Genomic DNA, 22,607 nt, shown 5'->3' on the forward strand with positions numbered 1-22,607 from the left:
CGCGCGCGACCGGGTCGCGCGACCTATCGTGTGGCCGTGCCGACGCGACTCCTCCTCCTCAGCGACACCCACGTCCCGGTGCGTGCGCGCGGGCTCCCGGAGCAGGTGTGGCGCGCGGTCGACGCGGCGGACGTCGTCGTGCACGCCGGCGACTGGGTGAGCGTCGACCTGCTCGACACGCTCGAGTCCCGGTCGGCGCGACTCGTCGGCGTCGCGGGCAACAACGACGGTCCGGAGCTGCACGACCGGCTCCCCGAGGTGGCCCGGACGACGATCGACGGGCTGCGCGTCGCCGTCGTGCACGAGACGGGCGGCAAGGAGGGTCGCGAGCGCCGCGCCGACGCGGCGTTCCCCGACACCGACCTCCTCGTGTTCGGGCACAGCCACATCCCGTGGGACACCACGGCACCGAGCGGGATGCGGCTGCTCAACCCCGGGTCGCCGACCGACCGGCGGCGTCAGCCGGTCGGTACGTTCCTCACGGCGACGGTCGACGACGGCGCGCTGCGCGACGTCGTGCTCGTCCCGGTCGAGCGCTGACGGGCCGGACCGCCGAGGGACCGGCCGTCGTCAGGCCGCGCCCGCGCGCTGCCGGTGCGCGGCAGGGCTCACGCCGCGCACCCGCTTGAACGCGGCGCTCAGGGCGAACGGCGACGCGTACCCCACGGCGCGCGCGACCGACGTGAGCGTCGCGTCCGGCTCGAGCAGGAGGTCCGCCGCGAGGTCGAGGCGCCAGCCCGTGAGGTAGCTCATGGGCGGCTCGCCGACGAGGGTCGTGAACCGGCGCGAGAACGCGGCGCGCGAGAGGCCGACCTCGCGCGCGAGCGAGTCGACAGTCCACGCGCGGGCCGGGTCGTGGTGGATGAGCCGCAGCGCGGCGCCGACAACCGGGTCGGCGTCGGCGCGGTACCAGCCGGGCGCGTCGTCGCGGGACAGCCACGTGCGCAGGCACGAGATGAGAAGCAGGTCGAGGAGGCGGTCGAGGACGGCCTCCTGGCCGGGCAGGTCCTGCACCACCTCGCGCGCGAGCATCTCGACGAGCGTGGAGTCGACGTCCTCGCGCCGCAGGACGACGCGACGGGGCAGCACGCGCAGGACGCGACGCCCGACCTCGCCGTCGAGCGGGTACGTCCCGGTGATGATCACGGTCTCGCCGTCGGGGTCGTTGCCCCACGACCGCACGCCGAGGACGGTCATGGGCGAGGGGCCTCCGTCGACGGCGCGGCACATGTCCGACTCCGGGCCGATGACCACCTGCGGCGCGGTGGTCGGGGAGTCGGCGACGACGTAGTGGTCCGGGCCGCGAAGCAGGACGACGTCCCCCGCCTCGACGTGCGTGCCCGCGTCGGAGCGGCCGGGACGGCTCGCACCTCCATCGGACCGGAGGACCGGCCCGACCCAGCCCGAACCGCGCAGGACGGGCACGATCGTCAGCGGCGCCTCGTCCTCGATCCGCATGCCCCAGGGCGCACGGAGGTGGCTGCGCAGGAGGAAGGCCCCGCGGGCGCGAGGTCCGTCGAGCAGGCCGGCGACGACGTCCATCCCGCCAGGGTAGACCCCGCGAGCCGCCAGGACGAGACGATCGCGCATGCGGACGAGCGTCTGAACCATGGAACGTCTCGTGCGACCCCGGTTGACTCTGAGCATCACCACCGACCGACTTCGACAGGAGCTCACCATGACGCCGACGACCACCACCACGGGTCCCGACGCGCAGACCACATCCGACGCGGTGCCGGGGGCGGTCCTCGTCCTCGGCGCGACCGGGAAGACGGGCCGACGCGTCGCGGACCGTCTCGACGCGCTCGGGGTTCCCGTCCGCCGCGCGTCGCGCTCGGGCGACGTCCGCTTCGACTGGGAGGACGACGCGACGTGGGCCCCCGCGGTCGAGGGCGTCGAGGCGGTGTACGTGGTGTACGTCCCCGACCTCGCGATCCCCGGCTCGCCGGAGACCGTCATGCGGTTCGCGGCGGTCGCGCGGGAGGCGGGCGTGCGGCGGCTCGTCCTGCTGTCGGGCCGCGGCGAGGAGGAGGCGCAGCGGGCCGAGGCGCTGGTCGCCGAGGCGTTCCCCGCCCGCACGGTCGTGCGGTGCGCGTTCTTCGCCCAGAACTTCAGCGAGAGCTTCCTGTACGAGCCCCTGCTCGACGGCGTCCTCGCGCTGCTCGTCACCGACGTCGCCGAACCGTTCGTCGACCTCGAGGACGTCGCCGACGTAGCCGTCGCCGCGCTCACCGACGACGCCCACGCCGGCCAGGTCTACGAGCTCACCGGCCCCCGCGCGCTGACGTTCGCGGAGGCGGTCGCCGAGGTCACCGCGGCGAGCGGCCGGGACGTGCGGTTCGTCCCGATCACGATGGACGAGTTCACCGAGGGTCTGCTCGCCGCCGGTCTGCCCGAGGACGTCGTCGGCCTCATGCGCTACCTGTTCAGCGAGGTGCTCGACGGCCGCGGGACGCCCGTGACCGACGGCGTGCAGCGAGCGCTCGGGCGCGAGCCCCGAAGCTTCGGCACGTACGCGACGCGCGAGGCCGCGGCCTGGCGCGCTGGGGACGCGGGTGCCGCCGGGGCGCCGGCGTGAGCGGGCTCGACGCGTTCAGCGTGCTCGTCGTCGCCGGGGTGGTCGCGACCGGGCTCGCGGGCGGGGTGCTGTACGCCTTCTCGGCCTTCGTCATGGCGGGGCTTCGGCGCCTCCCGGCGGCCGACGGCGCCGCCGCGATGATCGCGATCAACCGCGACGCGCTGCGCCCGCCGCTCATGCTGCTGCTCCTGGCGTCGGTGCTCGTCCCCGCGGCCGCGGCCGTCGTCGGTCTCGTGGGCGGCGACGACGGGGCGGGCTGGGCGCTCGCGGGCGCGGTCGTCTCGCTCGTCGGCGTCCTCGGCGTCACGGGCGTCGGCAACGTCCCGCTCAACGAGCGTCTCGACCGGGCCGCCGACCCGGCCGCCGAGTGGCAGACGTTCGTGCCGCGCTGGCTCGCCTGGAACCACGTGCGGACCGCCGCAGGTGCGATCGCCACAGCGCTCCTGGCTGTCGCGCTCGTCTGAACCGGCCGACCCCGCACGTCACCCGCACGTCCCGGCGCGGGACGGCCCCGGCCCCGGTCGCGGAATAGCCGCGGCCGGGGCCGGGTTGCCGCCGTCATGAGCGACGTCGCACCCGCCGAGGCAGGGACCAGCGAGCAGGACACCATCCGTCGGGTCCTTCAGGAGACCGAGACCTGGGCCGTGGTCGGCCTGTCGAACAACTCCGCGCGCGCCGCCTACGGGGTCGCGCGCGTGCTGCAGCAGCACGGCAAGCGCATCGTGCCCGTGCACCCGTCCGCCGAGACCGTGCACGGCGAGCAGGGGTACGCGAGCCTCGCCGACGTGCCCTTCCCGGTCGACGTCGTCGACGTCTTCGTGCGCTCCGAGCTCGCGGGCGACGTCGCCGACCAGGCCGTCGCGATCGGTGCGCGGGCCGTGTGGTTCCAGCTCGACGTGATCGACGAGGCTGCCGCGGCCCGCGTGCGCGAGGCCGGGCTCGACATGGTCATGGACCGCTGCCCGGCGATCGAGCTCCCGCGTCTCGCCACCCGATCCGCCACGACCCAGGAGGCCTGACCATGCCCGTGATCGACACGACGACCGACTTCGGCACCCGAGCGGCCGCGCGGCTCACCGACGAGCAGGTCCTCTGGCTCGTCACCGTCGACCCGCACGGCACACCGCAGCCGACGCCGGTGTGGTTCCACTGGGACGGCCAGGACGGCATCGTCGTCAAGAGCCAGCCCCGCACCGCCAAGCTGCGCAACGTCCGCGCGAACCCGCGCGTCGCCGTCCACCTCAACAGCACGCGGTCGGGCGGCGACGTCGTCGTCCTCACCGGGACCGCGACGATCGACGACGACGGCACGGCCGCCGAGGAGCGCGCCGGGTACGACGCCAAGTACGACGCCGACATCCGCGGTCTCGGCATGACCCCCGACGGGTTCCACGCCGACTACGCCGTCACGCTCCGCATCCACGTCGACCGCCTGCGCGGCTTCTGACGGCGCACCCTTCCGGCGCCTGCGCCGCTCAGTCGGTCGAGGCGAACGTGAGGACCGGTCGCCCCGTGCGCGGGTGCGTGAGCACCTCGCACCGCACGCCGTAGACCGGGTCGAGCACCTCGGGCACGAGCACGTCGCGCACGGGGCCCGCCGCGACGACGCGGCCGGCGGACAGCACGACGACGTGGTCGCACGTCTGGGCCGCGAGGTTGAGGTCGTGCAGCGCGGCGAGGACGGTCACGCCCTCGTCGGCGAGCTCGCGCAAGACGCGCATCGCGTCGAGCTGGGCGGCGATGTCGAGGTGGTTCGTCGGCTCGTCGAGCAGGATCAGCGCGGGCTCCTGGGCGAGTGCGCGCGCCATGTGCACGCGCTGGCGCTCGCCGCCCGAGAGCGTCGCGACCTCGCGCTCCGCGAACTCGGCCATCCCGACGCGCGCGAGCGCGCTGCGTGCGACCGCGCGGTCGGCGTCGGAGTCGCCCGCGAGCAACGAGCGGTGCGGGATGCGGCCGAGCAGCACCGCGTCGAGGACCGTGAGCGGCAGGTCGGTGGTCGCGTCCTGCTCCACGAGCGCGAGGATCCGGGCGCGACGGCGGCGGGGGAGACCGAGCAGGTCGACGTCGCCGAACCTGACGGTCGCGCGCACCGCGCTCGGGGCCGTGACACCGGCGAGCACGCGCAGGAGCGTCGACTTCCCCGACCCGTTCGGGCCGAGCAGCCCGCTCACGGCGCCGGGAGGCGCGGTGCAGTCGACGCCGTCGAGGACCAGCCGCCCGTCGACGGACCACGACACGCGCGACGCCTCCAGCCCACCGCCGAGCTCGACGGCGGTCTGAGCGTCGGTGCGGGCGTCGCCGTCCTGCCGGGCCTCGTCGACGTCCGGCGTCGTGCGCAGCGTCTCGGTCACGCGATCCTCCTCCCGCGCCACAGGAGCAGCGCGAACACGGGTGCGCCGATCGCCGCGGTGACGATCCCCACGGGCAGCTCGCGCGGCGCGAAGACCGTGCGCGCGAGCGTGTCCGCCCAGACGAGGAACGTCGCGCCGAACAGCGCCGACAGAGGCAGGAGCAGCCGGTGCCGCGCGCCCGTCAGCAGGCGGACGGCGTGCGGGAGGATCAGCCCGACGAACCCGATCGACCCGGACTGGGACACGAGCGCCCCGGTGAGCAGCGCGACGCCGATCAGCAGGGTCCACCGCACCCGCGCGACGTTCACCCCGAGCGCGGACGCCGCGGTGTCGCCGAACGTGAACGCGTCGAGCACCGAGCCCGTCGACGCGAGCAGCGTCCCGAGCACGAGGGTCGCGATGCCCGCGACGGCGACCGACGTCCACGTCGCGCCCGCGACGGAGCCCATGAGCCACGAGAGGATCTCGCGGTACGAGTCGCCGGTCGCGGACCAGAAGATGACGAAGCTCGTCGCGGCGGCCGCGAGCTGGCTCACGGCAAGGCCGGCGAGCACGGTGCGCGTCGGCGTGATCGAGCCCAGCGCGCCCGCGAGCCCGAGCGCGGCGGCGAGCGCGAGGACGGCGCCGCCGAACGCCGCGACGGGCAGCAGCACGGTCAGGCCGGCCACGAGCACGAGCACGGCGCCGAGCGACGCGCCCGACGACAGGCCGAGCAGGTAGGGGTCGGCGAGCGGGTTGCGCGTGAGGGACTGCATGACGACGCCGCACAGCGCGAGCCCCGCCCCCACCGCTGCGGCGGTGAGCACGCGCGGCAGGCGCAGCTGCCACACCATCCCGTCCTGCAGCGTGCCGAGCGGCTCGATCCCGAGCAGCCCACCCAGCCCGAGGTGCGTCGCGATCGAGCGCCACACGTCACCGACCGCCAGGTCGGCAGGACCGATCGTCACGGTGACGAGGACGGTCAGGACAAGAGCGCCCACCCCGACAGGCACCCACCACGCCGCGCCGCGTCGCGCGCGCGGGCGCGACGGCACGCCCTGCCCGGCCCGCTGTGGTCCGGGTGACGGAGCACCAGGGCGGGGGCCGGCGTCGGGCACGCGGTGGACGACGGTCACAGGTCGAGCGCCTCCAGCTGCGCGGCGAGGTCCACGACGGCGTCGACGTTGCGGACGCCCGCCTCGGTCGCCGGGAACGGGATCGACAGGTACCGGCCCTCGCGCACGGCCGTCATCTCGGCGGTCGCCGGGTTCGACTCCAGCCGCTCGATCTTCGACTCGGCAGTGTTCCACGCGGCGTCGACGAGCACGAGGACGTCGGGGTCGGCCGCGATCGCCTCCTCCCACGCGAACGCGGTCCACGTGTCGTGCACCTCGCCCGCGACGTTGTCCAGGCCGACGGCGTCCATGATCATCTGCGGCGCGCCGATGCCCGCGCCGATGTACGGGATGTCGTCGCCCGACGAGTACCAGAGCGCGGTGAGCCCGCGGTCGTCCGGGGTGACGGAGCCGAGCGTCGCGCGCTGCTCGGCGACGAGGTCCGCCGCGGCGTCCTGCGCGTCGAAGATCGTGCCGACCTCGGTGATCTCGGCGAACACGTCGTCGAACGTCAGCGGGTCGGGCATGTACCCGGGCGCCTTGCAGGCGGCGGGGGAGACGTACGTCGCGACGCCGAGCGCAGCCAGGGTCTCGCGGTCGCCCGCGCCCTCGGCCGTGAGGTTCGACTCCCAGCCCGCGTAGACGAGGTCGGGCTCCGTCTCGAGCACGGCCTCGGCCCCGGGGACCTTGTCGGACATCGGCTCCGCGACGGCCGGGACGTCGGCGGCGGCGTCCGCGAGGGACTCCGGCACCGGGCCGTCGGCGAACGCCGTCGCGACGATCCGGTCACCGAGCCCGAGCGCGAGCAGCATCTCCGTCGTGCTCGACTTGATCGTCACGACGCGCTCGGGCGCCGCGTCGAACGTCACCTCGAAACCGCAGTCGTCGAGCGTGAGGGGGTACGCCGTGCTCGCCGCGGTGCCCGACGGCGGGGCGTCGCCCGTGGAGGCCGCGTCGCCTCCCGGCGCCGTGCCGGAGGAGCACGCGCCGAGCGCGAGGGCGAGGACCGCCGTCGGGAGCACGAGCAGCCGGCGTGCGGCGGGTCGAGCGCGCCCGAGCGGGCGCGCGGGGGACGGGGCGGTGCGGGTGCGGTGCACGGGTGGGTCTCCGGGGGCCGGGCGCGGCGCAGGCGCCCGGGAGGGCGCCACCGCTGCGGTGCGTTCTCGATGCCGGCCGGGAGGTCTCCGAGCCGGGACCGACGCGTCATCTCGCGTCGCACGGACCCGCGGCACAGATCCGGTGCCGCCCGACGAGCCAGGAAGGGCTCGCGATCCTCGTCCAGCCTAGTACGCGGGTCGGGTCGGACCGCAAGGCCGTGTGCGTCGAGAGGCGCTCGAGACGCACCTGAGAACCGACGTCCCAGCCGGTGGGACGGACGCGACGAGGATGCACGGCGAGGTGGCACAGTGGCGCTCGTGAGCGATCTCGACACCACCCCGAGCCACGACCGGCCCAGCCCCGACCATGGCGGTGGGCGCCGCCGACCCGGTGCGGACGGGCCGCTGCGCGCGGTGGTGACCGGCGCGTCGTCGGGCATCGGCGAGGCGTGCGTGCGGCTCCTGCGCGCCCGCGGCTGGGACGTCGTCGCGTTCGCGCGGCGGGCCGACCGGCTTGCCGACCTCGCGGAACGCACCGGCGCGCACCCGGTCGTCGGCGACGTGACGTCCGACGACGACGTCGCACGGCTCGTCGCGGAGGCGGGCGCCCGGGGTCCGGTGAACGCCGTGCTCAACATCGCGGGGTACGGTCTCGGCGTCGACCACGTCGACGAGGCGAAGGTCGACGAGTGGCGCGACATGTACGAGACGAACGTGCTCGGCACCGTCCGGGTGACGAAGGCGTTCCTGCCGCTCCTGCGGGCGTCGCACCGTGGTGACATCGTGCTCATGACGTCCACAGCGGGGCACGACACGTACGTCGGCGGCTCCGGCTACGTCGCGTCGAAGCACGCGCTGCTCGGTGTCGCGAAGACCCTGCGGCTCGAGCTCGTCGGCGAGCCGATCCGCGTCATCGAGATCGCACCCGGCCTCGTGCACACGCCCGAGTTCTCGCTCAACCGCTACCACGGCGACCAGGCGGGGGCCGATGCCGTGTACGCGGGCGTCGAGGATCCGCTCACCGCGGACGACGTGGCCGACGTCGTCACGTTCGCCGTCACCCGACCGCACCACGTCAACATCGACTCGCTGATCCTGCGCCCGGTCGCCCAGGCCTCGACGTACTCGCTGTGGCGCGCACCCCTGGAGCCGAAGGGCGTCCCGGCGCGCGAGGACACGCACCGGGACGACTGAGGAGGGCGTCAGGCTCGCGTCCCCACGAGGACCAGGTACTCCCAGCCCATGACGCCGTCGGCGAGGTGGCGGTCACCGAGGTCGCGCAGCGCCTCGTCGAGCGCGGCCAGACGGGCCGGGTCGTCCGCGAGGCTCCGGCGCACCGCGATCGTGGGCCCGTAGCGGTCCGCGAAGTACGCGCGGAACGCCTCCCCGTCCGCGAAGAGCGACACCGGCTGGCTCCGGACCTCGGTGCGGACGTCCGTCACGCGCTCGGCGAGGAGCGCCCGGACGTGCCCTTCGTCGCCCCACAGCGGCGGCGGCTGCGCGCCGGGCGGAGGTGCGGGCGCGTACGGCTTCATGGTCGCGAACATCTGCCCGATGAAGCCGCCGGGCGTCCAGCTCGCGAGCCCGAGCGTGCCGCCCGGGCGCAGCACGCGCACGAGCTCGTCGGCGGTGCGCTGGTGCTGCGGCGCGAACATCGCCCCGATGCACGACAGCACGACGTCGAACGACGCGTCCGCGTACGGCAGGTCCTCCGCGTCCGCCTGCTCCCACACGAGCTCGGCGCCGCGCTCGCGCGCGAGGCTCCGCCCGACGTCGAGCAGCTCGGGCGTGAGGTCCGACGCGACGACGTCGGCGCCCCGCAGCGCCGCCGCGATCGCGGCGTTCCCGGTGCCGGCGGCGACGTCGAGCACGCGCTGACCGGCGTGCACCCCCGCGGCGTCGACGAGCGCCTCGCCGAGGTCGGCCACCACGTCCGCCGCGACGGCCGGGTAGTCCCCGGACGCCCACATCGCGCGGTGCCTGGTCTTGAGGTCCGAGAGGACCACGGTGTCCGTCATGTGCGTCTCCTGCTGTCCGACCCGCGGTCGCGGGCCCTGTGGTGGGTCACGTCCCTCCAGGCTCGCCCTCCCTCCCCGTGGGATCCAGTACCGGATCTGTAGCGCGCGAGGGAGACGACGATGGCGACCTACGGCCAGTTCTGCCCGGTGGCCAAGGCGATGGAGATCCTCGACGAGCGCTGGACGCTCCTCGTCGTCCGTGAGCTGCTCGCGGGGAGCACCCGGTTCAACGAGCTGCGGCGCGGGAACCCGCGCATGTCGCCCGCCCTGCTCGCGAAGCGCCTGCGCTCGCTCGAGCGTGCGGGCGTCGTCCGGCGCCACGACGACGGCGGTCGGCCCGCCTACGGCCTGACGCCGGCGGGGGAGGAGCTGCGGCCCGTCGTCGAGTCGCTCGGCGCGTGGGGCGTGCGGTGGATCGCCGACCTGGGCGAGGAGGACCTCGACCCGCACCTGCTGTTCTGGGACGTGCGGCGGACGGTCCCGGTCGCCGCGTGGCCGCACGAGCCGACGTCCGTGGAGTTCCGGCTCGACGACGTCGAGCCCGCGGTCGCGCGCTGGTGGCTCGTCGTGCGCGACGGCGAGGCGGACCTGTGCGACGTGGACCCCGGGCTGGAGTCGGTCGTCGTGGTGCGTTCGGGCCTGCGCGCGCTCACCCGGCTGTGGCGCGGCGACACGACCTGGGAGCACGCCCTCCGGTCGGGCACCGTGGTGCTCGACGGCGCGACGTCGGTCCGGCGGGCCGTGCCGGGGTGGATCGGCCGGTCCGACCTCGCGCGCGTGCCGCGACCGGCCTGACGGGTCGCCGACCGTCTTCGCCCGGCGCCGACGGTGGCGCCGGGCCGCTTCGGGGGCGCACCCTGGGGTGTGATGAACCCGCGACCTTCCGCCCGACCACGCGCCGGCCTGTGGGCGGCGCTCGCCGGCATCGCCGCGGCAGCCTCCGGCTTCGCGGTCGCGGAGCTCGTCGCCGCGTTCGTCGCGCCCGGCTCCAGCCCTCTGTTCGCCGCGGGCGCGGGCGTCGTCGACTCGGTGCCCGCACCCGTCAAGGACTGGGCGATCACGACCTTCGGGACCGCCGACAAGGCGGTGCTGCTCGGCGGGATGGCCGTCGTGCTCGCGGCCGGTGCGGCGCTCGCGGGCTGGCTCGAGCTGCGTCGTGCGCCGGCGGGCTCGCTGCTGCTCGGCGTCGTGGGGGTCGTCGGTGCCGTCGTCGCGGCGGCCCGTCCAGAGGCGAGCGTCGCGTGGGTGCTGCCGTCGCTCGTCGGCGTCGCCGTGGCGATCCTCCTGCTGCGCGCAGCGGTCCGCACGCTGCGGGTGCCGTCGCCGGCGGACGTGGCGGTCGACGGGGCGGTCGCGGACGGAGCGCCGGCCGCCGGGCGACCGGGCAGGTCCCGGATCGACCGCCGCCGGTTCCTCCTCGTGACGGGTCTCGCCGTCGCGGCAGGCGTCGTCGCCCTCGCGGCGTCGCGGGCCGTGTCGACGGGGACGCGCGTCGTGACGGCGGCACGGGAAGCGCTGCGGCTCCCGGCCGCGGGGACCCGGGCGCCCGCCGTGCCGGCGGGTGCCGACCTCGGCGTCCCCGGTCTCGCGCCGTACGTGACGCCGAACGGCGACTTCTACCGCATCGACACCGCGCTCCGCGTCCCGCAGGTCGACCCGGACACGTGGACCCTGCGCGTCACCGGCCTCGTGGACTCCGAGGTGGAGATCACGTTCGACGAGCTGCTCGCGCTGCCGCTCGTCGAGCACCACCTGACGCTCACGTGCGTGTCGAACGACGTCGGGGGAGACCTGGTCGGCAACGCGCTGTGGCTGGGCTACCCCGTGCGCGAGCTCCTCGCTCGAGCGGGGGTCCAGGAGGGGGCCGACATGGTCCTGTCGACGAGCGCCGACGGCTGGACGGCGAGCACGCCGCTCGACGTGCTGCTGGACCCCGACCGTGCCTGCCTCCTCGCCGTCGGGATGAACGGCGAGCCGCTCCCGCCCGAGCACGGGTTCCCCGTGCGGATGGTCGTGCCGGGTCTCTACGGGTACGTGTCGGCGACCAAGTGGGTCACCGAGCTCAAGGTCACCACGTTCGCCGACGACGTCGCGTACTGGACGCCGCGGGGCTGGTCCGAGCGCGGTCCGATCAAGCTGGCGTCGCGCATCGACACCCCGCGCGCGGGCGCGTCGCTCGACGCGGGCGAGGCCGTGGTCGCGGGCGTCGCCTGGGCGCAGCACACCGGCATCGAGGCGGTCGAGGTGCGGGTCGACGACGGCCCGTGGGAGGCGGCGACGCTCGCCGAGACGGTCGGCCCGGACACCTGGCGCCAGTGGTCCTTCGCGTGGGACACGTCCGCGGCGGGGGAGGGCGAGCACCGGCTCTCGGTCCGCGCGACCGATGCCGACGGTCAGGTCCAGACGTCCGACGTCGCCCCGCCGGCACCCGACGGCGCGAGCGGGTGGCACGAGATCCAGGTCCAGGTCGCCTGAGGGCACCGCGGCCGTCCGTCAGCCGGACGAGGGTTGTCCGGGCGTCCCCGCGCTGGCACCATGTCCGCGTGACCTCCGCCGCGCCTCCCACGAGCACCCCGCTCGTCCTCGCGCGCCCGAGGTCCGTCTCCTCCACCTGTTGTTGAGGGCTCGCGGCGCCCTGCGCAGCCTCGACCTGGTGTCCGCGAGCAGCCCTCCGCCCCTCCCTTCTCAGCACAGGGGCGCGACGGTCGCCGGACTCGTGCCGCTCGTCTCACCGATGAGTCCCGCGCGACGACCGGGTCTGCACCACGGACGCCCGCCGAGCACAGGACGCGAGACCACGATGTACGTTCCCGAGCACTTCCCCCGCCACCGACCGACGACCGGCTCGTCGCCGTCGCGCACCACGGCACCCTCCGAGCCGCCGCTCACCCTGGAGTGGCTCGTCGCACGCGACATCGACGCGTATTCCGCGCGTCGCCGCGTGCGCGCTGCGGCTACCATGGACGCACAGGCGTCGACCCGGCCATCACCGGTGAGCCTCCGGAAGAACGGGACCCGCGCCGTCGGGCAGGCCTGACGGCCCACGGCCAGGTCCTCACTAGAGCCGGACGGGTGGGCCCGTCACAGCCTGCGACGAGCGGTCGGCGACCGCCCGCGGTGCCCGACGACGTCGGGCAGCCGGGCGCGGACGTCGGCAAGCGAGGTGGTACCGCGGCGAGCCCGCCCCTGGGTGGGGGAGTCGTCCTCGCAGGAGAGCACGACCGACCCGTACCACCGCGGCGGACCTCCGCCGACCGCTACCACCGGAGTCCTCGAGACCATGGCCTACCCGCTGCACCGCGACCACTCGGCAGACGCCACACCCGACACCTCGCGCCCTGGCGCCGCCTTCGGCGTCCCCGCATCCCCGGACCTGCCCGCGCTCGAGCGCGAGGTGCTCGCGTACTGGGACGCGGACGACACGTTCCGCGCCTCCGTCGAGCGCAACCCGGCCGGCGAGAACGGCAGCAACGAGTTCGTCTTCTACGACGGCCCGCCGTTCGCCAACGGCCTGCCCCACTACGGCCACCTGCTCACGGGGTACGCGAAGGACGTCGTCCCGCGCTACCAGACGATGCGCGGCAAGCACGTCGAGCGCCGCTTCGGCTGGGACACGCACGGCCTGCCCGCCGAGCTCGAGGCGATGGACCAGCTGGGGATCAAGACCAAGGAGGAGATCCTCGAGCTGGGGATCGAGCGGTTCAACGACGCGTGCCGTGCGTCCGTGCTCAAGTACACGGGCGAGTGGCGCGAGTACGTGACGCGCCAAGCCCGCTGGGTGGACTTCGAGAACGACTACAAGACGCTCGACCCGCGCTTCATGGAGTCGGTCATGTGGGCGTTCAAGCAGCTCCACGAGAAGGGCCTCGTCTACGAGGGCTTCCGCGTCCTGCCGTACTGCTGGAACGACCAGACGCCGCTGTCGAACCACGAGCTGCGCATGGACGACGACGTCTACCAGGTCCGCCAGGACCCGGCCGTGACCGTGGGCCTCCGCCTCGAGACGGGCGAGCTCGCGCTCGTCTGGACCACGACGCCCTGGACGCTGCCCTCGAACCTGTTCGTCATGGTCGGCCCGGACATCGACTACGTCGTCGTCGAGTCGTCCTTCACGGGCGTCAAGGAGCGGTACGTCATCGCGGCCGAGCGCCTCGCGGCGTACGCGCGCGAGCTCGCCGACGAGGGCGTCGAGGACGTCACGACCCAGGTCGTCGAGCGGCTCAAGGGGGCCGACCTGCTCGGGCGCTCCTACACCCCGCCGTTCTCCTACTTCGCCGGGCACCCCGGCGCGCACCGCGTCGTCGAGGCGGACTTCGTCACCACGACGGACGGCACCGGCCTCGTCCACAACGCCGGCGCGTTCGGCGAGGAGGACAAGGTCGTCTCCGACCGCGAGGGCGTGGAGCCGGTCCTGCCGGTCGCGTCGGACGGGAAGTTCGTCTTCCCCGTCGTCGACTACGAGAGCCTGCAGGTCTTCGACGCGAACGCGCTCATCATCGACCACCTCAAGGGGCGCACGCGCCGGGACGCTGCGGCCGCCCGGTTCGGTCGCGACAGCGAGGAGGTGCCCGACCTCGCCGTCGGCGCGGTGAGCGAGGGGACCGTGCTGCTGCGCCGCGAGTCGTACGCGCACTCCTACCCGCACTGCTGGCGCTGCCGGAACCCGCTCATCTACATGGGCGTGTCGTCGTGGTTCGTCGCGGTGTCGACGTTCAAGGACCGCATGGTCGAGCTCAACGAGCAGATCTCCTGGACGCCTGAGCACATCCAGCACGGCCAGTTCGGCAAGTGGCTCGAGAACGCGCGCGACTGGTCGATCACGCGCAACCGGTTCTGGGGGAGCCCCGTCCCGGTGTGGAAGTCGGACGACCCGGCGTACCCGCGCACAGACGTCTACGGATCCTTCGAGGAGATCGAGCGCGACTTCGGCACGCTCCCGCGCGACGAGCACGGCCGGCCGGACCTGCACCGCCCCTTCGTCGACCGCCTGACGCGGCCCAACCCCGACGACCCGACGGGCCGCTCGACGATGCGCCGCGTCGAGGACGTCCTCGACGTCTGGTTCGACTCGGGGTCCATGCCGTACGCGCAGGTGCACTACCCGTTCGAGAACACCGACTGGTTCGAGCACCACAACCCCGGCGACTTCATCGTCGAGTACATCGGCCAGACGCGCGGCTGGTTCTACACGCTCCACGTGCTCGCGACGGCCCTGTTCGACCGCCCCGCGTTCCGCTCGGCCGTCTCGCACGGCATCGTGCTCGGCTCCGACGGGCGCAAGATGAGCAAGTCGCTGCGCAACTACCCCGACGTCAACGAGGTCTTCGACCGCGACGGCTCCGACGCGATGCGCTGGTTCCTCATGAGCTCGCCCATCCTGCGCGGCGGCAACCTCGTCGTCACCGAGGACGGGATCCGCGACGCGGTGCGCCAGGTGCTGCTGCCCCTGTGGAGCACGTACTACTTCTTCACGCTGTACGCCAACACCTCGAAGGCGCAGGCCCGGACACAGGGCGCCGCGCCCGACGGCGGCGGGTACGTCGCGCAGACGGTGGCGCCCGAGCGAGTGGCCGGGCTCCCCGCGCTCGACCGCTACCTGCTCGCGCGCACGCACGACCTCGTCGTGCGCGTGACGGCGCAGCTCGACGCCTACGACATCGCGGGCGCGTGCGAGAGCGTGCGCGAGCACCTCGACGTGCTGACCAACTGGTACGTGCGCACCCAGCGCGACCGCTTCTGGGCCGAGGACGCCGACGCGTTCGACACGCTGTACACCGCGCTCGAGACGCTCACGCGCGTCATGGCGCCGCTCGCCCCGCTGCTCGCCGAGGAGGTGTGGCGCGGCCTCACGGGCGGACGGTCGGTCCACCTCACGGACTGGCCCGCGGCCACCGAGGACGTCGGGGAGGCGTTCGTCGGCGAGGACGGCTCGTACGCGACGGCCGTCCGTTCCGTCCCGGAGGCATCTCTGGTGCCCGACGACGCGCTCGTCGCCGCGATGGACGAGGTGCGCGCCGTCGCGTCGGCGGCGCTCGGGCTGCGCAAGGCCAACCAGCTCCGCGTGCGCCAGCCGCTCGCGCGGCTCACGGTCGTCGTCGAGGACCCCGAGGCGCTCGCGCCGTACACCGACCTGCTCGCGCGCGAGCTCAACGTCAAGGCGGTCGAGCTCGAGTCGACCGACTCCGACGCCGCCGAGCGGTTCGGCGTCACGCAGCGCCTCGCGGTCAACGCCCGCGCCGCGGGTCCGCGGCTCGGGCGTGGCGTCCAGGCCGTCATCAAGGCGTCGAAGTCCGGCGCGTGGCGCGTCGACGACGCGGGCACGGTCGTGGTGACCACGGGCGACGGCGACGTCGAGCTGCTGCCTACCGAGTACGAGCTGACGACGGTGGTCGCGGCCACGGGCGCCGCCGGCGCCCAGGACGGCAGCGAGGCGCCGCGCGTCGCCGCCGCGGTGCTCGCGGGCGGCGGGTTCGTCGTGCTCGACCTCGTCCTCGACGACGCTCTGCTGGCCGAGGGCTACGCCCGCGACGTCATCCGTGACGTGCAGGACGCGCGCAAGGCCGCCGGTCTCGACGTCGCCGACCGCATCCGGCTGTCGCTCGACGTGCCGGGTCGGTGGCTGGTCGCGGTCGAGGAGCACCGGGACCTCGTCGCGCGCGAGACCCTCGCGGTCGAGGTCGTGGTCGAGACGTCGCCGACGGAAGCTCGCGCCGTGCGCGTCGAGAAGATCCTCGGGACCGTTCCGGACACGGCGGTGGTCCTGTGAGCGCCGCGTCCCGCGGCGGCGCGGGCCGCAAGGACGCGCGGACCGCGCGTCAGGACGCCCGGTCCGCGGCGGAGGACGCCGCCGCGCAGGCCGACCTCGAGCGCGTCTACGGGCACATCCTGGCGCGCGCGCCCGAGCACGACTTCGACCCGACGATCGACCGGGTGCGCCGGCTCTTCGAGCTGCTCGGCGACCCCCAGCACGCGTTCCGGTCCATCCACCTCACGGGCACCAACGGCAAGACGAGCACCGCGCGCGTCGTCGAGCGGCTGGTGCGTGAGCACGGCCTGCGCACCGGGCTGTTCACAAGCCCGCACCTGACGAGCGTCACCGAGCGCATCGTCGTCGACGGCGAGCCGCTCTCGCCGCGGCGCTTCGTCGAGGTCTGGGAGGACGTCTACCCGTACGTGCAGGTCGTCGACGCCGAGCTCGCCGAGGCGGGGCAGTCGCAGCTGAGCTTCTTCGAGGTGCTCACCGGCGTGGCGTTCGCGGCGTTCGCCGACACGCCCGTCGACGTCGCGATCGTCGAGGTCGGCATGGGCGGCGAGTGGGACTCGACCAACGTGGTCGACGCCGAGGTGGCGGTCGTGACGCCCGTCGCGCTCGACCACGAGCGCTGGCTGGGCAGCACGCTCGAGGAGATCGCGACCGTCAAGGCGGGGATCGTCAAGGACGGCGCGACCGTCGTCTCGGCGGAGCAGCGGCCCGAGGTCGAGGAGGTGCTGCGCGCCAAGGCAGAGCAGGTCGGGGCGCGCCTCCTGCGCGAGGGCGTCGACCTCGAGGTCGCGCAGCGGCACGTGGCCGTGGGCGGGCAGCTGCTCGACCTGCGCACCCCCGCCGCGCTGTACACCGAGGTGTTCCTCCCGCTGCACGGCGCGCACCAGGCGCACAACGCGCTGCTCGGGCTCGCGGCCGTCGAGGCGTTCCTCGGTGGGCGCTCGCTCGACGGCCAGATCGTCGAGACGGCGTTCGCCGACGTGACGTCACCGGGCCGTCTCGAGGTCGTGCGGTCCAGCCCGACCGTGCTCGTCGACGCCGCGCACAACGCCGCCGGCGCCGAGGCGCTCGTGGCGGCGCTCGACGAGGCGTTCGACCTCGGCCGCATCGTGGGTGTGGTCGCGATCATGGGCGACAAGGACGCGGAGGCGCTGCTCGCCGCGCTCGAGCCGGTGCTCGCCGAGGTCGTCGTGACCCGGAACAGCTCGGACCGCTCTGCGGACCCGGCCGAGCTCGCGGAGCTCGCCGCCGACATCTTCGGCGAGGACCGCGTGCACAGCACCGAGCGCCTCGACGAGGCCCTCCAGGTGGCGGTCGACCTCGCGGAGCGCGGCGACACGGTCGGTGTCGGCGTCGGCTCGGGCGTGCTCGTCACCGGGTCCGTCGTCACGGTCGCGGACGCGCGCATCCTCCTCGGGCGGCGCTGACACCGCGCCGCCCGTCGTCGGTGTCCGGCACCGCGCCGCGCGGCGCGCGCCGCCGGGGTGTTTGATGGTCTCGACGAGGCCGCAGGGCGGCCGGGTCGCGCGGGGGGACACCGGCGCTCCGGAGCGCCGGAGGACCGGACCGACGGAGGGATGACCGGTGAAGAAGCTGCTCAACGACCCCCAGGACGCGGTGACGGAGTCCCTGGAGGGCTTCGGCCAGGCGCACGCCGACCTCGTCGAGGTGCACCTCGCGCCCCCGTACGTGTCGCGCGCCGGGGGCGCGGTGCCGGGCAAGGTCGGGCTCGTCTCCGGCGGGGGCTCGGGGCACGAGCCGCTCCACGCCGGCTTCGTCGGCCTCGGCATGCTCGACGCCGCCGTCCCCGGGGCGGTGTTCACGTCGCCCACGCCCGACCAGATCGCCCCCGCGGTCCTCGGCGCGGACTCCGGCGCCGGCGTGCTGGTGATCGTCAAGAACTACACGGGCGACGTCCTCAACTTCGAGACGGCGGTCGAGATCGTCGAGGCGGAGGGGACGCAGGTAGCCAGCATCCTCGTGAACGACGACGTCGCGGTCGAGGACTCGCTGTACACGGCGGGCCGGCGCGGGGTCGCCGGGACGGTCGCCGTCGAGAAGATCGCCGGGGCAGCGGCCGAGCGCGGCGACGACCTCGGGGCGGTCACCGAGATCGCGGGACGCGTGGTCGCGAACGTCCGCTCCATGGGGGTCGCGCTCACCGCGTGCACCGTGCCGCACGTCGGCAAGCCGAGCTTCGACCTCGGCGAGGACGAGGTCGAGATCGGCATCGGCATCCACGGCGAGCCGGGACGGCACCGCATCCCGCTCGCGTCCGCCGACGAGATCACCCAGCGGCTGGTCGACCCCGTCGCGGACGACCTGGGGCTCGCCGACGGAGAGGACGTGTTGCTGTTCGTTAACGGAATGGGCGGTACGCCGTCGTCCGAGCTGTACGTCGTCTATCGTCAGGCGAGGAGGCTGCTCGAGAGGCGCGGCGTACGGGTGACGCGCTCGCTCGTCGGCAACTACGTCACGTCGCTGGAGATGCAGGGTGCCTCGGTCACCGTGCTGCGCCTGGACGACGAGCTCACCGCTCTGTGGGACGCTCCCGTCCACACGGCCGCGCTGCGCTGGTGACCGGTCGGGGGACCTGTTCGAGTGGTCTCCTGGGCCGGTGGTACAACCGGCTCGACGGCGAGAGAGGTGGGGCATGACGCTGGACGTGGCCTGGGCGGACCGATGGACTCGGCTGAGCGCGGAACGCATCGCGGCGGCACGGGACGAGCTGACGGAGCTCGACCGGCAGATCGGGGACGGAGACCACGGCGAGAACCTCGACCGGGGCTTCCGGGCGGTGGTCGCCAAGCTCGACGGCACGTCCGGCTCCGAGCCCCCGGGCCAGATCGGCGACCTGCTGAAGCTCGTGGCCACCACGCTGATGTCGTCGGTCGGCGGCGCGTCGGGACCGCTCTACGGCACGGCCTACCTGCGTGCGGCCAAGGTGACGGGGCTCGCCGAGCTTGACGCCCACGGCGCGGTCGCGCTGCTCGAGGGTGCGCTCGAGGGCATCACCGCCCGCGGCAAGGCCCAGGTCGGCGAGAAGACGATGGTCGACGCCTGGCAGCCCGCGGTAGACGCCGCGGAGTCGGCGGCCGACGGGGGTGCGACGGCGGCCGAGGTGCTCGCCGCCGCGGCGACAGCCGCGCGAGCGGGCGCCGAGGCGACCGTCCCGCTCGTCGCGACGAAGGGCCGCGCGAGCTACCTGGGGGAGCGGAGCGCAGGGCACCAGGACCCCGGCGCGACGTCGACCGCCATCCTCCTCGAGGCCGCGCGCGACGCGGCGGCGGCGTGAGCGCCGGAACGGGCGGCATGACGGAGGGTCCCGCGAGCGCCCCGGTCGGGGCGCGCGCCCGGGTGGCGCTCGTCCTCGTCTCCCACTCGCAGCGTCTCGCGCAGGGAGCGGTGGAGCTGTCGGCCCAGATGGCACCGGGCGTCCTGCTGCTCGCCGCGGGCGGCACCGACGACGGCGGCCTCGGGACGAGCTACGACCGGGTCTCCGGTGCGATAGGGGAGGCGCTCGCCGCCGCCGACGGCGTGGTCGTGCTGGCGGACCTCGGCTCGGCGGTCATGACTGTCGAGTCCGTCCTCGACCTGGAGGACGGCTACGACGGCCGCGTCCGGCTCGCCGACGCGCCGTTCGTCGAGGGTGCGGTCGCCGCGGCGGTCACGGCCCACGGTGGCGGCGACGTGTCCACCGTGCACGCGTCCGCGGAGCACGCCGGTGGCACGTTCGCGGTGCCGTCGGAGGTGGCGTCGCAGGCATCGCCGGGAGCGTCGTCGGACGACGGCACCTCCGGTGGCGGGTCGCCGCCGGACGAGAGCGCGGTGCGAGCCACCGTCATGCTGCGCAACCCGCTCGGCCTGCACGCGCGGCCGGCCGCCGTGCTGGCGCGCCTCGTCGCCGGGTTCGACGCGACCGTGTCGATCGACGGCGTCAACGGTGCGAGCGTCCTCGAGCTCATGAAGCTGGGCGCGACCGGCGGGCAGGAGCTCACCGTGTCGGGGGAGGGCGCGCAGGCGGTCGAGGCGGTACGCGCGGTCGTCGAGGCGGTCGAAGGGGGCTTCGGCGAGGTCTGAGCGTGTGACCGTCGTCACTCGGTATTGCAGTTGATGCAAATTTGCATGGGGTGCAAGAATGGTCGTCGTGTCCACGACCTCTTCCGCTGCGCCCGCGCGTGGCCCGATGGCCGCGCTGACGGAGCGCGCAGCGGACTGCCTGGCGCCCTCGCCCGGCGGGCTGCGTGCGCGCAAGAAGCAGCAGCGTCACGCGGCCCTCGTCGACGCCGCGCAGACCCTCGTCCTCGAACGCGGGCTCGACGCCGTGACCGTCGAGGACATCTGCGCGCAGGTCGGGGTCTCGCCACGCACGTTCTTCAATTACTTCGCGTCGAAGGACGATGCCGTGCTGGGCGCGGAGGACGTCGCGGTGCGCCCGGAGACCGCGGCCGCGTTCGTGGCAGGCGGCCCGACCGGCGCGCTGCTCGACGACCTCGAGGTCGTCGTCGCCGACCTGCTCGTGCACCAGCCGCTGACGCCCGAGCGGATGGCCCGCACGCTCGAGCTCCTCCAGCGCGAACCTCGGCTCCTCACGCACCACATGACCTGGATGGACGGCCACCGTGCCCAGCTCATCGAGCTGTTCGAGGCACGTCGTCGCGAGCACCCGTTCGTCCCCGACCCCGAGCTCCTCGCTCTGGTCGTCATGAGCCTGCTCCACGCGAGCACGCGCGAGTGGCACAAGGACCAGGACGTCGGGATGGCCGACCACCTCCGGACCGTCGTCGACCAGCTCCGAGCGCTCCTGCAGGACACCGCCCGGACCTGAGCCGGCATCCCCGCGACGCCCTGGCGTCGGCGCGAACTGTCGAGGCGGCCCCACGGTCCGGCCTCGTCCAGCACCAACCACCCGACGACGGGCCCGGCTCACGCCCGTCGCGGCGCGCACCGGCCCGTCCCGAACCGAAGCGGAACCCCCATGGCCTCCCCCACCACGGCGTCGCCCCCGGCGCCGACCGAGAGCGGCAAGCCGCTCATCGTCCTCACCCCGCGCACCGTGTGGGTGATCTTCGGCGCGCTCATGGCGTCGATGTTCCTGTCCTCGCTCGACCAGTCGATCGTCGGCACCGCGATGCCCACCATCGTCGGCGAGCTCCACGGTGTCGAGCACCAGGGCTGGGTCATCACGGCCTACATCCTCGCGATCGCGATCGTCATGCCGCTCTACGGCAAGTTCGGCGACCTGTGGGGACGGCGCTGGCCGTTCCTCGTCGCGATCGGGCTCTTCACGATCGCGTCGGCGGGCGCGGGCTTCGCCCAGTCGTTCCCCGAGCTCGTCGCCTGGCGCGGCGTGCAGGGCCTCGGCGGCGGCGGGCTCATGATCCTGTCGCAGGCGATCATCGCCGACATCGTGCCCGCGAAGGACCGCGGGAAGTACATGGGCCCCATGGGTGCCCTCTTCGGTATCGCCGCCGTCATCGGCCCGCTCCTCGGTGGCTGGTTCACCGAGGGCCCGGGCTGGCGCTGGGCGTTCTGGATCAACGTCCCGATCGGCGTCGCGGCGTTCGTCGTCGCGTGGGTCGCGCTCAAGCTCCCGTCGCACCGGTCCGGTCGCAAGATCGACGTCGCCGGCATCTTCTTCCTCGTGGTCGCGACGTCCGGCATCGTCCTCGTCACGAGCTGGGAGTCCCTGACGACGTCGGCAGGCTACGACTGGTCCGACCCCTGGCTGATCGGCCTCGTCGCCGCGGTGGTCGTCTCCGTGGCCGCGTTCATCCTCGTGGAGAACCGGGCCGAGGAGCCGCTGCTCCCGCTGCACCTGTTCAAGAACCGCACGTTCACGATCGCGACCCTCATCGGCCTCGTGCTCGGCATGGGCATGTTCTCGGCGCTCGCGTTCCTCCCGACGTTCCTGCAGATGTCGACCGGCGCAGGGGTCACGGAGTCCGGCTTCCTCATGCTCCCGATGATGGTGGGCGTCATGCTCACCGCGATCGGCTCCGGCATCGCGATCACGAAGACCGGCCGCTACAAGATCTACCCCGTGCTGGGGCTCGCGATCACCGCCGCCGGCATGATGTGGCTCACCCGCATCACCGGCGACATGTCGATGCTGCTCTTCGGAGCCATGATCTTCGTCATGGGCGCAGGCATGGGCCTCGTCATGCAGACGATCGTCCTCGCCGTGCAGAACTCGGTCGACCCGCACGAGCTCGGCACCGCGACGAGCGCGAACAACTTCTTCCGCGAGATCGGCGCAGCCGTCGGCACGGCGCTGTTCAGCACGATCTTCACGTCGCGCCTCGCCGACAACCTCGAAGGCGTTTTCGCCGGGCTGCCGACCGGCAGCGTCCCCGCGGGGGCGGAGGGATCGTCCCTCACGCCGGAGATGGTCCAGCAGCTCCCCGAGCCGATCCACACCGGCGTCGTCGACGCGTTCACCGACGCCCTCGCACCCGCGTTCTGGTACCTCGTCCCGCTCGTGCTCGTCGGGTTCGTCCTCGCGCTCTTCCTGCGCGAGGTCAAGCTCTCCGACGTCGCGGGGATGGTCGCCCGCGGCGAGGCCGTCGCCGACCACGGGGACCTCGTCGAGGGCGAGTCCGCCGCAGTCGCGACCGCACCGGCCGACGGGTCCGCGAGCCAGGACTCGACACCGGGCGACGGAGCGCCTCGCGACCGGGCGCGCGACGAGGCGCCGGTATCCTGA

At 74.0% G+C, this 22,607-nt stretch carries 20 protein-coding genes; 15 read left to right on the top strand and 5 right to left on the bottom strand.

Annotated features, from left to right (window positions below; translation table 11 throughout):
* Positions 1–36 precede the first annotated feature (36 nt).
* On the top strand, positions 37–540 hold the full coding sequence (locus ACMXGY_RS08445) for a metallophosphoesterase family protein (RefSeq protein ID WP_483776398.1): 504 nt from the start codon (positions 37–39) through the stop codon (positions 538–540).
* A 30-nt stretch (positions 541–570) separates the two neighbouring features.
* Here ACMXGY_RS08445 and ACMXGY_RS08450 read toward each other — a convergent pair whose 3' ends face one another.
* Positions 571–1,542, bottom strand: a complete 972-nt coding sequence (locus tag ACMXGY_RS08450) for an AraC family transcriptional regulator (RefSeq protein WP_483776399.1) — start codon at positions 1,540–1,542, stop codon at positions 571–573.
* Positions 1,543–1,678: 136 nt separating this feature from the next.
* Here ACMXGY_RS08450 and ACMXGY_RS08455 point away from each other — a divergent pair, with 136 nt between their 5' ends.
* The 4 genes from ACMXGY_RS08455 to ACMXGY_RS08470 all read left to right on the top strand — a co-directional run bounded on the left by ACMXGY_RS08455 (position 1,679) and on the right by ACMXGY_RS08470 (position 4,025).
* The gene (locus tag ACMXGY_RS08455) at positions 1,679–2,578 is read left to right on the top strand and encodes an NAD(P)H-binding protein (RefSeq protein WP_483776400.1); all 900 of its coding nucleotides are present in this window, start codon (positions 1,679–1,681) and stop codon (positions 2,576–2,578) included.
* Positions 2,575–3,042 carry an anthrone oxygenase family protein gene (locus tag ACMXGY_RS08460; RefSeq protein ID WP_483776401.1) on the top strand — a complete coding sequence of 156 codons (468 nt, stop codon included), beginning with the start codon at positions 2,575–2,577 and terminating at the stop codon, positions 3,040–3,042. Before ACMXGY_RS08455 ends, ACMXGY_RS08460 begins: the two co-directional genes overlap by 4 nt.
* A gap of 96 nt (positions 3,043–3,138) precedes the next feature.
* On the top strand, positions 3,139–3,597 hold the full coding sequence (locus ACMXGY_RS08465) for a CoA-binding protein (protein WP_483776402.1): 459 nt from the start codon (positions 3,139–3,141) through the stop codon (positions 3,595–3,597).
* 2 nt (positions 3,598–3,599) lie between these two features.
* Positions 3,600–4,025, top strand: a complete 426-nt coding sequence (locus ACMXGY_RS08470) for a TIGR03667 family PPOX class F420-dependent oxidoreductase (RefSeq protein ID WP_483776403.1) — start codon at positions 3,600–3,602, stop codon at positions 4,023–4,025.
* 28 nt (positions 4,026–4,053) lie between these two features.
* Here the strand turns inward: ACMXGY_RS08470 and ACMXGY_RS08475 are convergent, their stop codons facing one another.
* The 3 genes from ACMXGY_RS08475 to ACMXGY_RS08485 all read right to left on the bottom strand — a co-directional run bounded on the left by ACMXGY_RS08475 (position 4,054) and on the right by ACMXGY_RS08485 (position 7,120).
* Complete coding sequence (locus ACMXGY_RS08475; protein ID WP_483776821.1) at positions 4,054–4,830, bottom strand: putative F420-0 ABC transporter ATP-binding protein; 777 nt, start codon at positions 4,828–4,830, stop codon at positions 4,054–4,056.
* Positions 4,831–4,925: 95 nt separating this feature from the next.
* Positions 4,926–5,963: a putative F420-0 ABC transporter permease subunit gene (locus tag ACMXGY_RS08480; protein WP_483776822.1), complete on the bottom strand. Its 1,038-nt coding sequence runs from the start codon at positions 5,961–5,963 to the stop codon at positions 4,926–4,928.
* Positions 5,964–6,040: 77 nt separating this feature from the next.
* On the bottom strand, positions 6,041–7,120 hold the full coding sequence (locus ACMXGY_RS08485) for a putative F420-0 ABC transporter substrate-binding protein (protein ID WP_483776404.1): 1,080 nt from the start codon (positions 7,118–7,120) through the stop codon (positions 6,041–6,043).
* Positions 7,121–7,438: 318 nt separating this feature from the next.
* Between ACMXGY_RS08485 and ACMXGY_RS08490 the strand changes: the two genes are divergently transcribed.
* Entirely contained in the window at positions 7,439–8,314 is an 876-nt protein-coding gene (locus ACMXGY_RS08490; protein ID WP_483776405.1) for an SDR family oxidoreductase, read from the top strand.
* An 8-nt stretch (positions 8,315–8,322) separates the two neighbouring features.
* On the opposite strand, the gene ACMXGY_RS08495 is transcribed toward ACMXGY_RS08490, so the two are convergent.
* Positions 8,323–9,138: a class I SAM-dependent methyltransferase gene (locus ACMXGY_RS08495; protein WP_483776406.1), complete on the bottom strand. Its 816-nt coding sequence runs from the start codon at positions 9,136–9,138 to the stop codon at positions 8,323–8,325.
* A gap of 120 nt (positions 9,139–9,258) precedes the next feature.
* On the opposite strand from ACMXGY_RS08495, the gene ACMXGY_RS08500 reads away from it, so the two are divergent.
* From ACMXGY_RS08500 to ACMXGY_RS08540, 9 genes are all read left to right on the top strand, one after another.
* On the top strand, positions 9,259–9,933 hold the full coding sequence (locus tag ACMXGY_RS08500; RefSeq protein WP_483776407.1) for a winged helix-turn-helix transcriptional regulator: 675 nt from the start codon (positions 9,259–9,261) through the stop codon (positions 9,931–9,933).
* Positions 9,934–10,005: 72 nt separating this feature from the next.
* Positions 10,006–11,613: a molybdopterin-dependent oxidoreductase gene (locus tag ACMXGY_RS08505; protein ID WP_483776408.1), complete on the top strand. Its 1,608-nt coding sequence runs from the start codon at positions 10,006–10,008 to the stop codon at positions 11,611–11,613.
* A gap of 805 nt (positions 11,614–12,418) precedes the next feature.
* The gene (gene ileS, locus ACMXGY_RS08510) at positions 12,419–15,904 is read left to right on the top strand and encodes an isoleucine--tRNA ligase (RefSeq protein WP_483776409.1); all 3,486 of its coding nucleotides are present in this window, start codon (positions 12,419–12,421) and stop codon (positions 15,902–15,904) included.
* Positions 15,901–17,328, top strand: a complete 1,428-nt coding sequence (locus ACMXGY_RS08515) for a bifunctional folylpolyglutamate synthase/dihydrofolate synthase (RefSeq protein WP_483776410.1) — start codon at positions 15,901–15,903, stop codon at positions 17,326–17,328. Before ileS ends, ACMXGY_RS08515 begins: the two co-directional genes overlap by 4 nt.
* A gap of 157 nt (positions 17,329–17,485) precedes the next feature.
* Positions 17,486–18,481, top strand: a complete 996-nt coding sequence (gene dhaK, locus ACMXGY_RS08520; protein WP_483776411.1) for a dihydroxyacetone kinase subunit DhaK — start codon at positions 17,486–17,488, stop codon at positions 18,479–18,481.
* Between the two features lie 73 nt (positions 18,482–18,554).
* Positions 18,555–19,196, top strand: coding sequence for a dihydroxyacetone kinase subunit DhaL (gene dhaL, locus ACMXGY_RS08525; RefSeq protein WP_483776412.1), 642 nt, complete (start codon positions 18,555–18,557; stop codon positions 19,194–19,196).
* The gene (gene dhaM / locus ACMXGY_RS08530; protein ID WP_483776413.1) at positions 19,193–19,981 is read left to right on the top strand and encodes a dihydroxyacetone kinase phosphoryl donor subunit DhaM; all 789 of its coding nucleotides are present in this window, start codon (positions 19,193–19,195) and stop codon (positions 19,979–19,981) included. Before dhaL ends, dhaM begins: the two co-directional genes overlap by 4 nt.
* Positions 19,982–20,048: 67 nt before the next feature.
* A complete protein-coding gene (locus ACMXGY_RS08535) occupies positions 20,049–20,729 on the top strand; it encodes a TetR/AcrR family transcriptional regulator (RefSeq protein WP_483776414.1) in 681 nt (226 codons plus the stop codon).
* Between the two features lie 150 nt (positions 20,730–20,879).
* Positions 20,880–22,607: an MDR family MFS transporter gene (locus ACMXGY_RS08540; protein WP_483776415.1), complete on the top strand. Its 1,728-nt coding sequence runs from the start codon at positions 20,880–20,882 to the stop codon at positions 22,605–22,607.

Source organism: Cellulosimicrobium sp. G4 BAM 1002, from assembly GCF_057126935.1.

Coding starts and splice junctions, on each gene's coding strand:
- ACMXGY_RS08505 (WP_483776408.1), top strand. CDS start 10,006: ATGAACCCGCGACCTTCCGCCCGACCACGCGCCGGCCTGTGGGCGGCG.
- ACMXGY_RS08500 (WP_483776407.1), top strand. CDS start 9,259: ATGGCGACCTACGGCCAGTTCTGCCCGGTGGCCAAGGCGATGGAGATC.
- ACMXGY_RS08455 (WP_483776400.1), top strand. CDS start 1,679: ATGACGCCGACGACCACCACCACGGGTCCCGACGCGCAGACCACATCC.
- dhaL (WP_483776412.1), top strand. CDS start 18,555: ATGACGCTGGACGTGGCCTGGGCGGACCGATGGACTCGGCTGAGCGCG.
- ACMXGY_RS08465 (WP_483776402.1), top strand. CDS start 3,139: ATGAGCGACGTCGCACCCGCCGAGGCAGGGACCAGCGAGCAGGACACC.
- ileS (WP_483776409.1), top strand. CDS start 12,419: ATGGCCTACCCGCTGCACCGCGACCACTCGGCAGACGCCACACCCGAC.
- ACMXGY_RS08495 (WP_483776406.1), bottom strand. CDS start 9,138: ATGACGGACACCGTGGTCCTCTCGGACCTCAAGACCAGGCACCGCGCG.
- ACMXGY_RS08540 (WP_483776415.1), top strand. CDS start 20,880: ATGGCCTCCCCCACCACGGCGTCGCCCCCGGCGCCGACCGAGAGCGGC.
- ACMXGY_RS08470 (WP_483776403.1), top strand. CDS start 3,600: ATGCCCGTGATCGACACGACGACCGACTTCGGCACCCGAGCGGCCGCG.
- ACMXGY_RS08450 (WP_483776399.1), bottom strand. CDS start 1,542: ATGGACGTCGTCGCCGGCCTGCTCGACGGACCTCGCGCCCGCGGGGCC.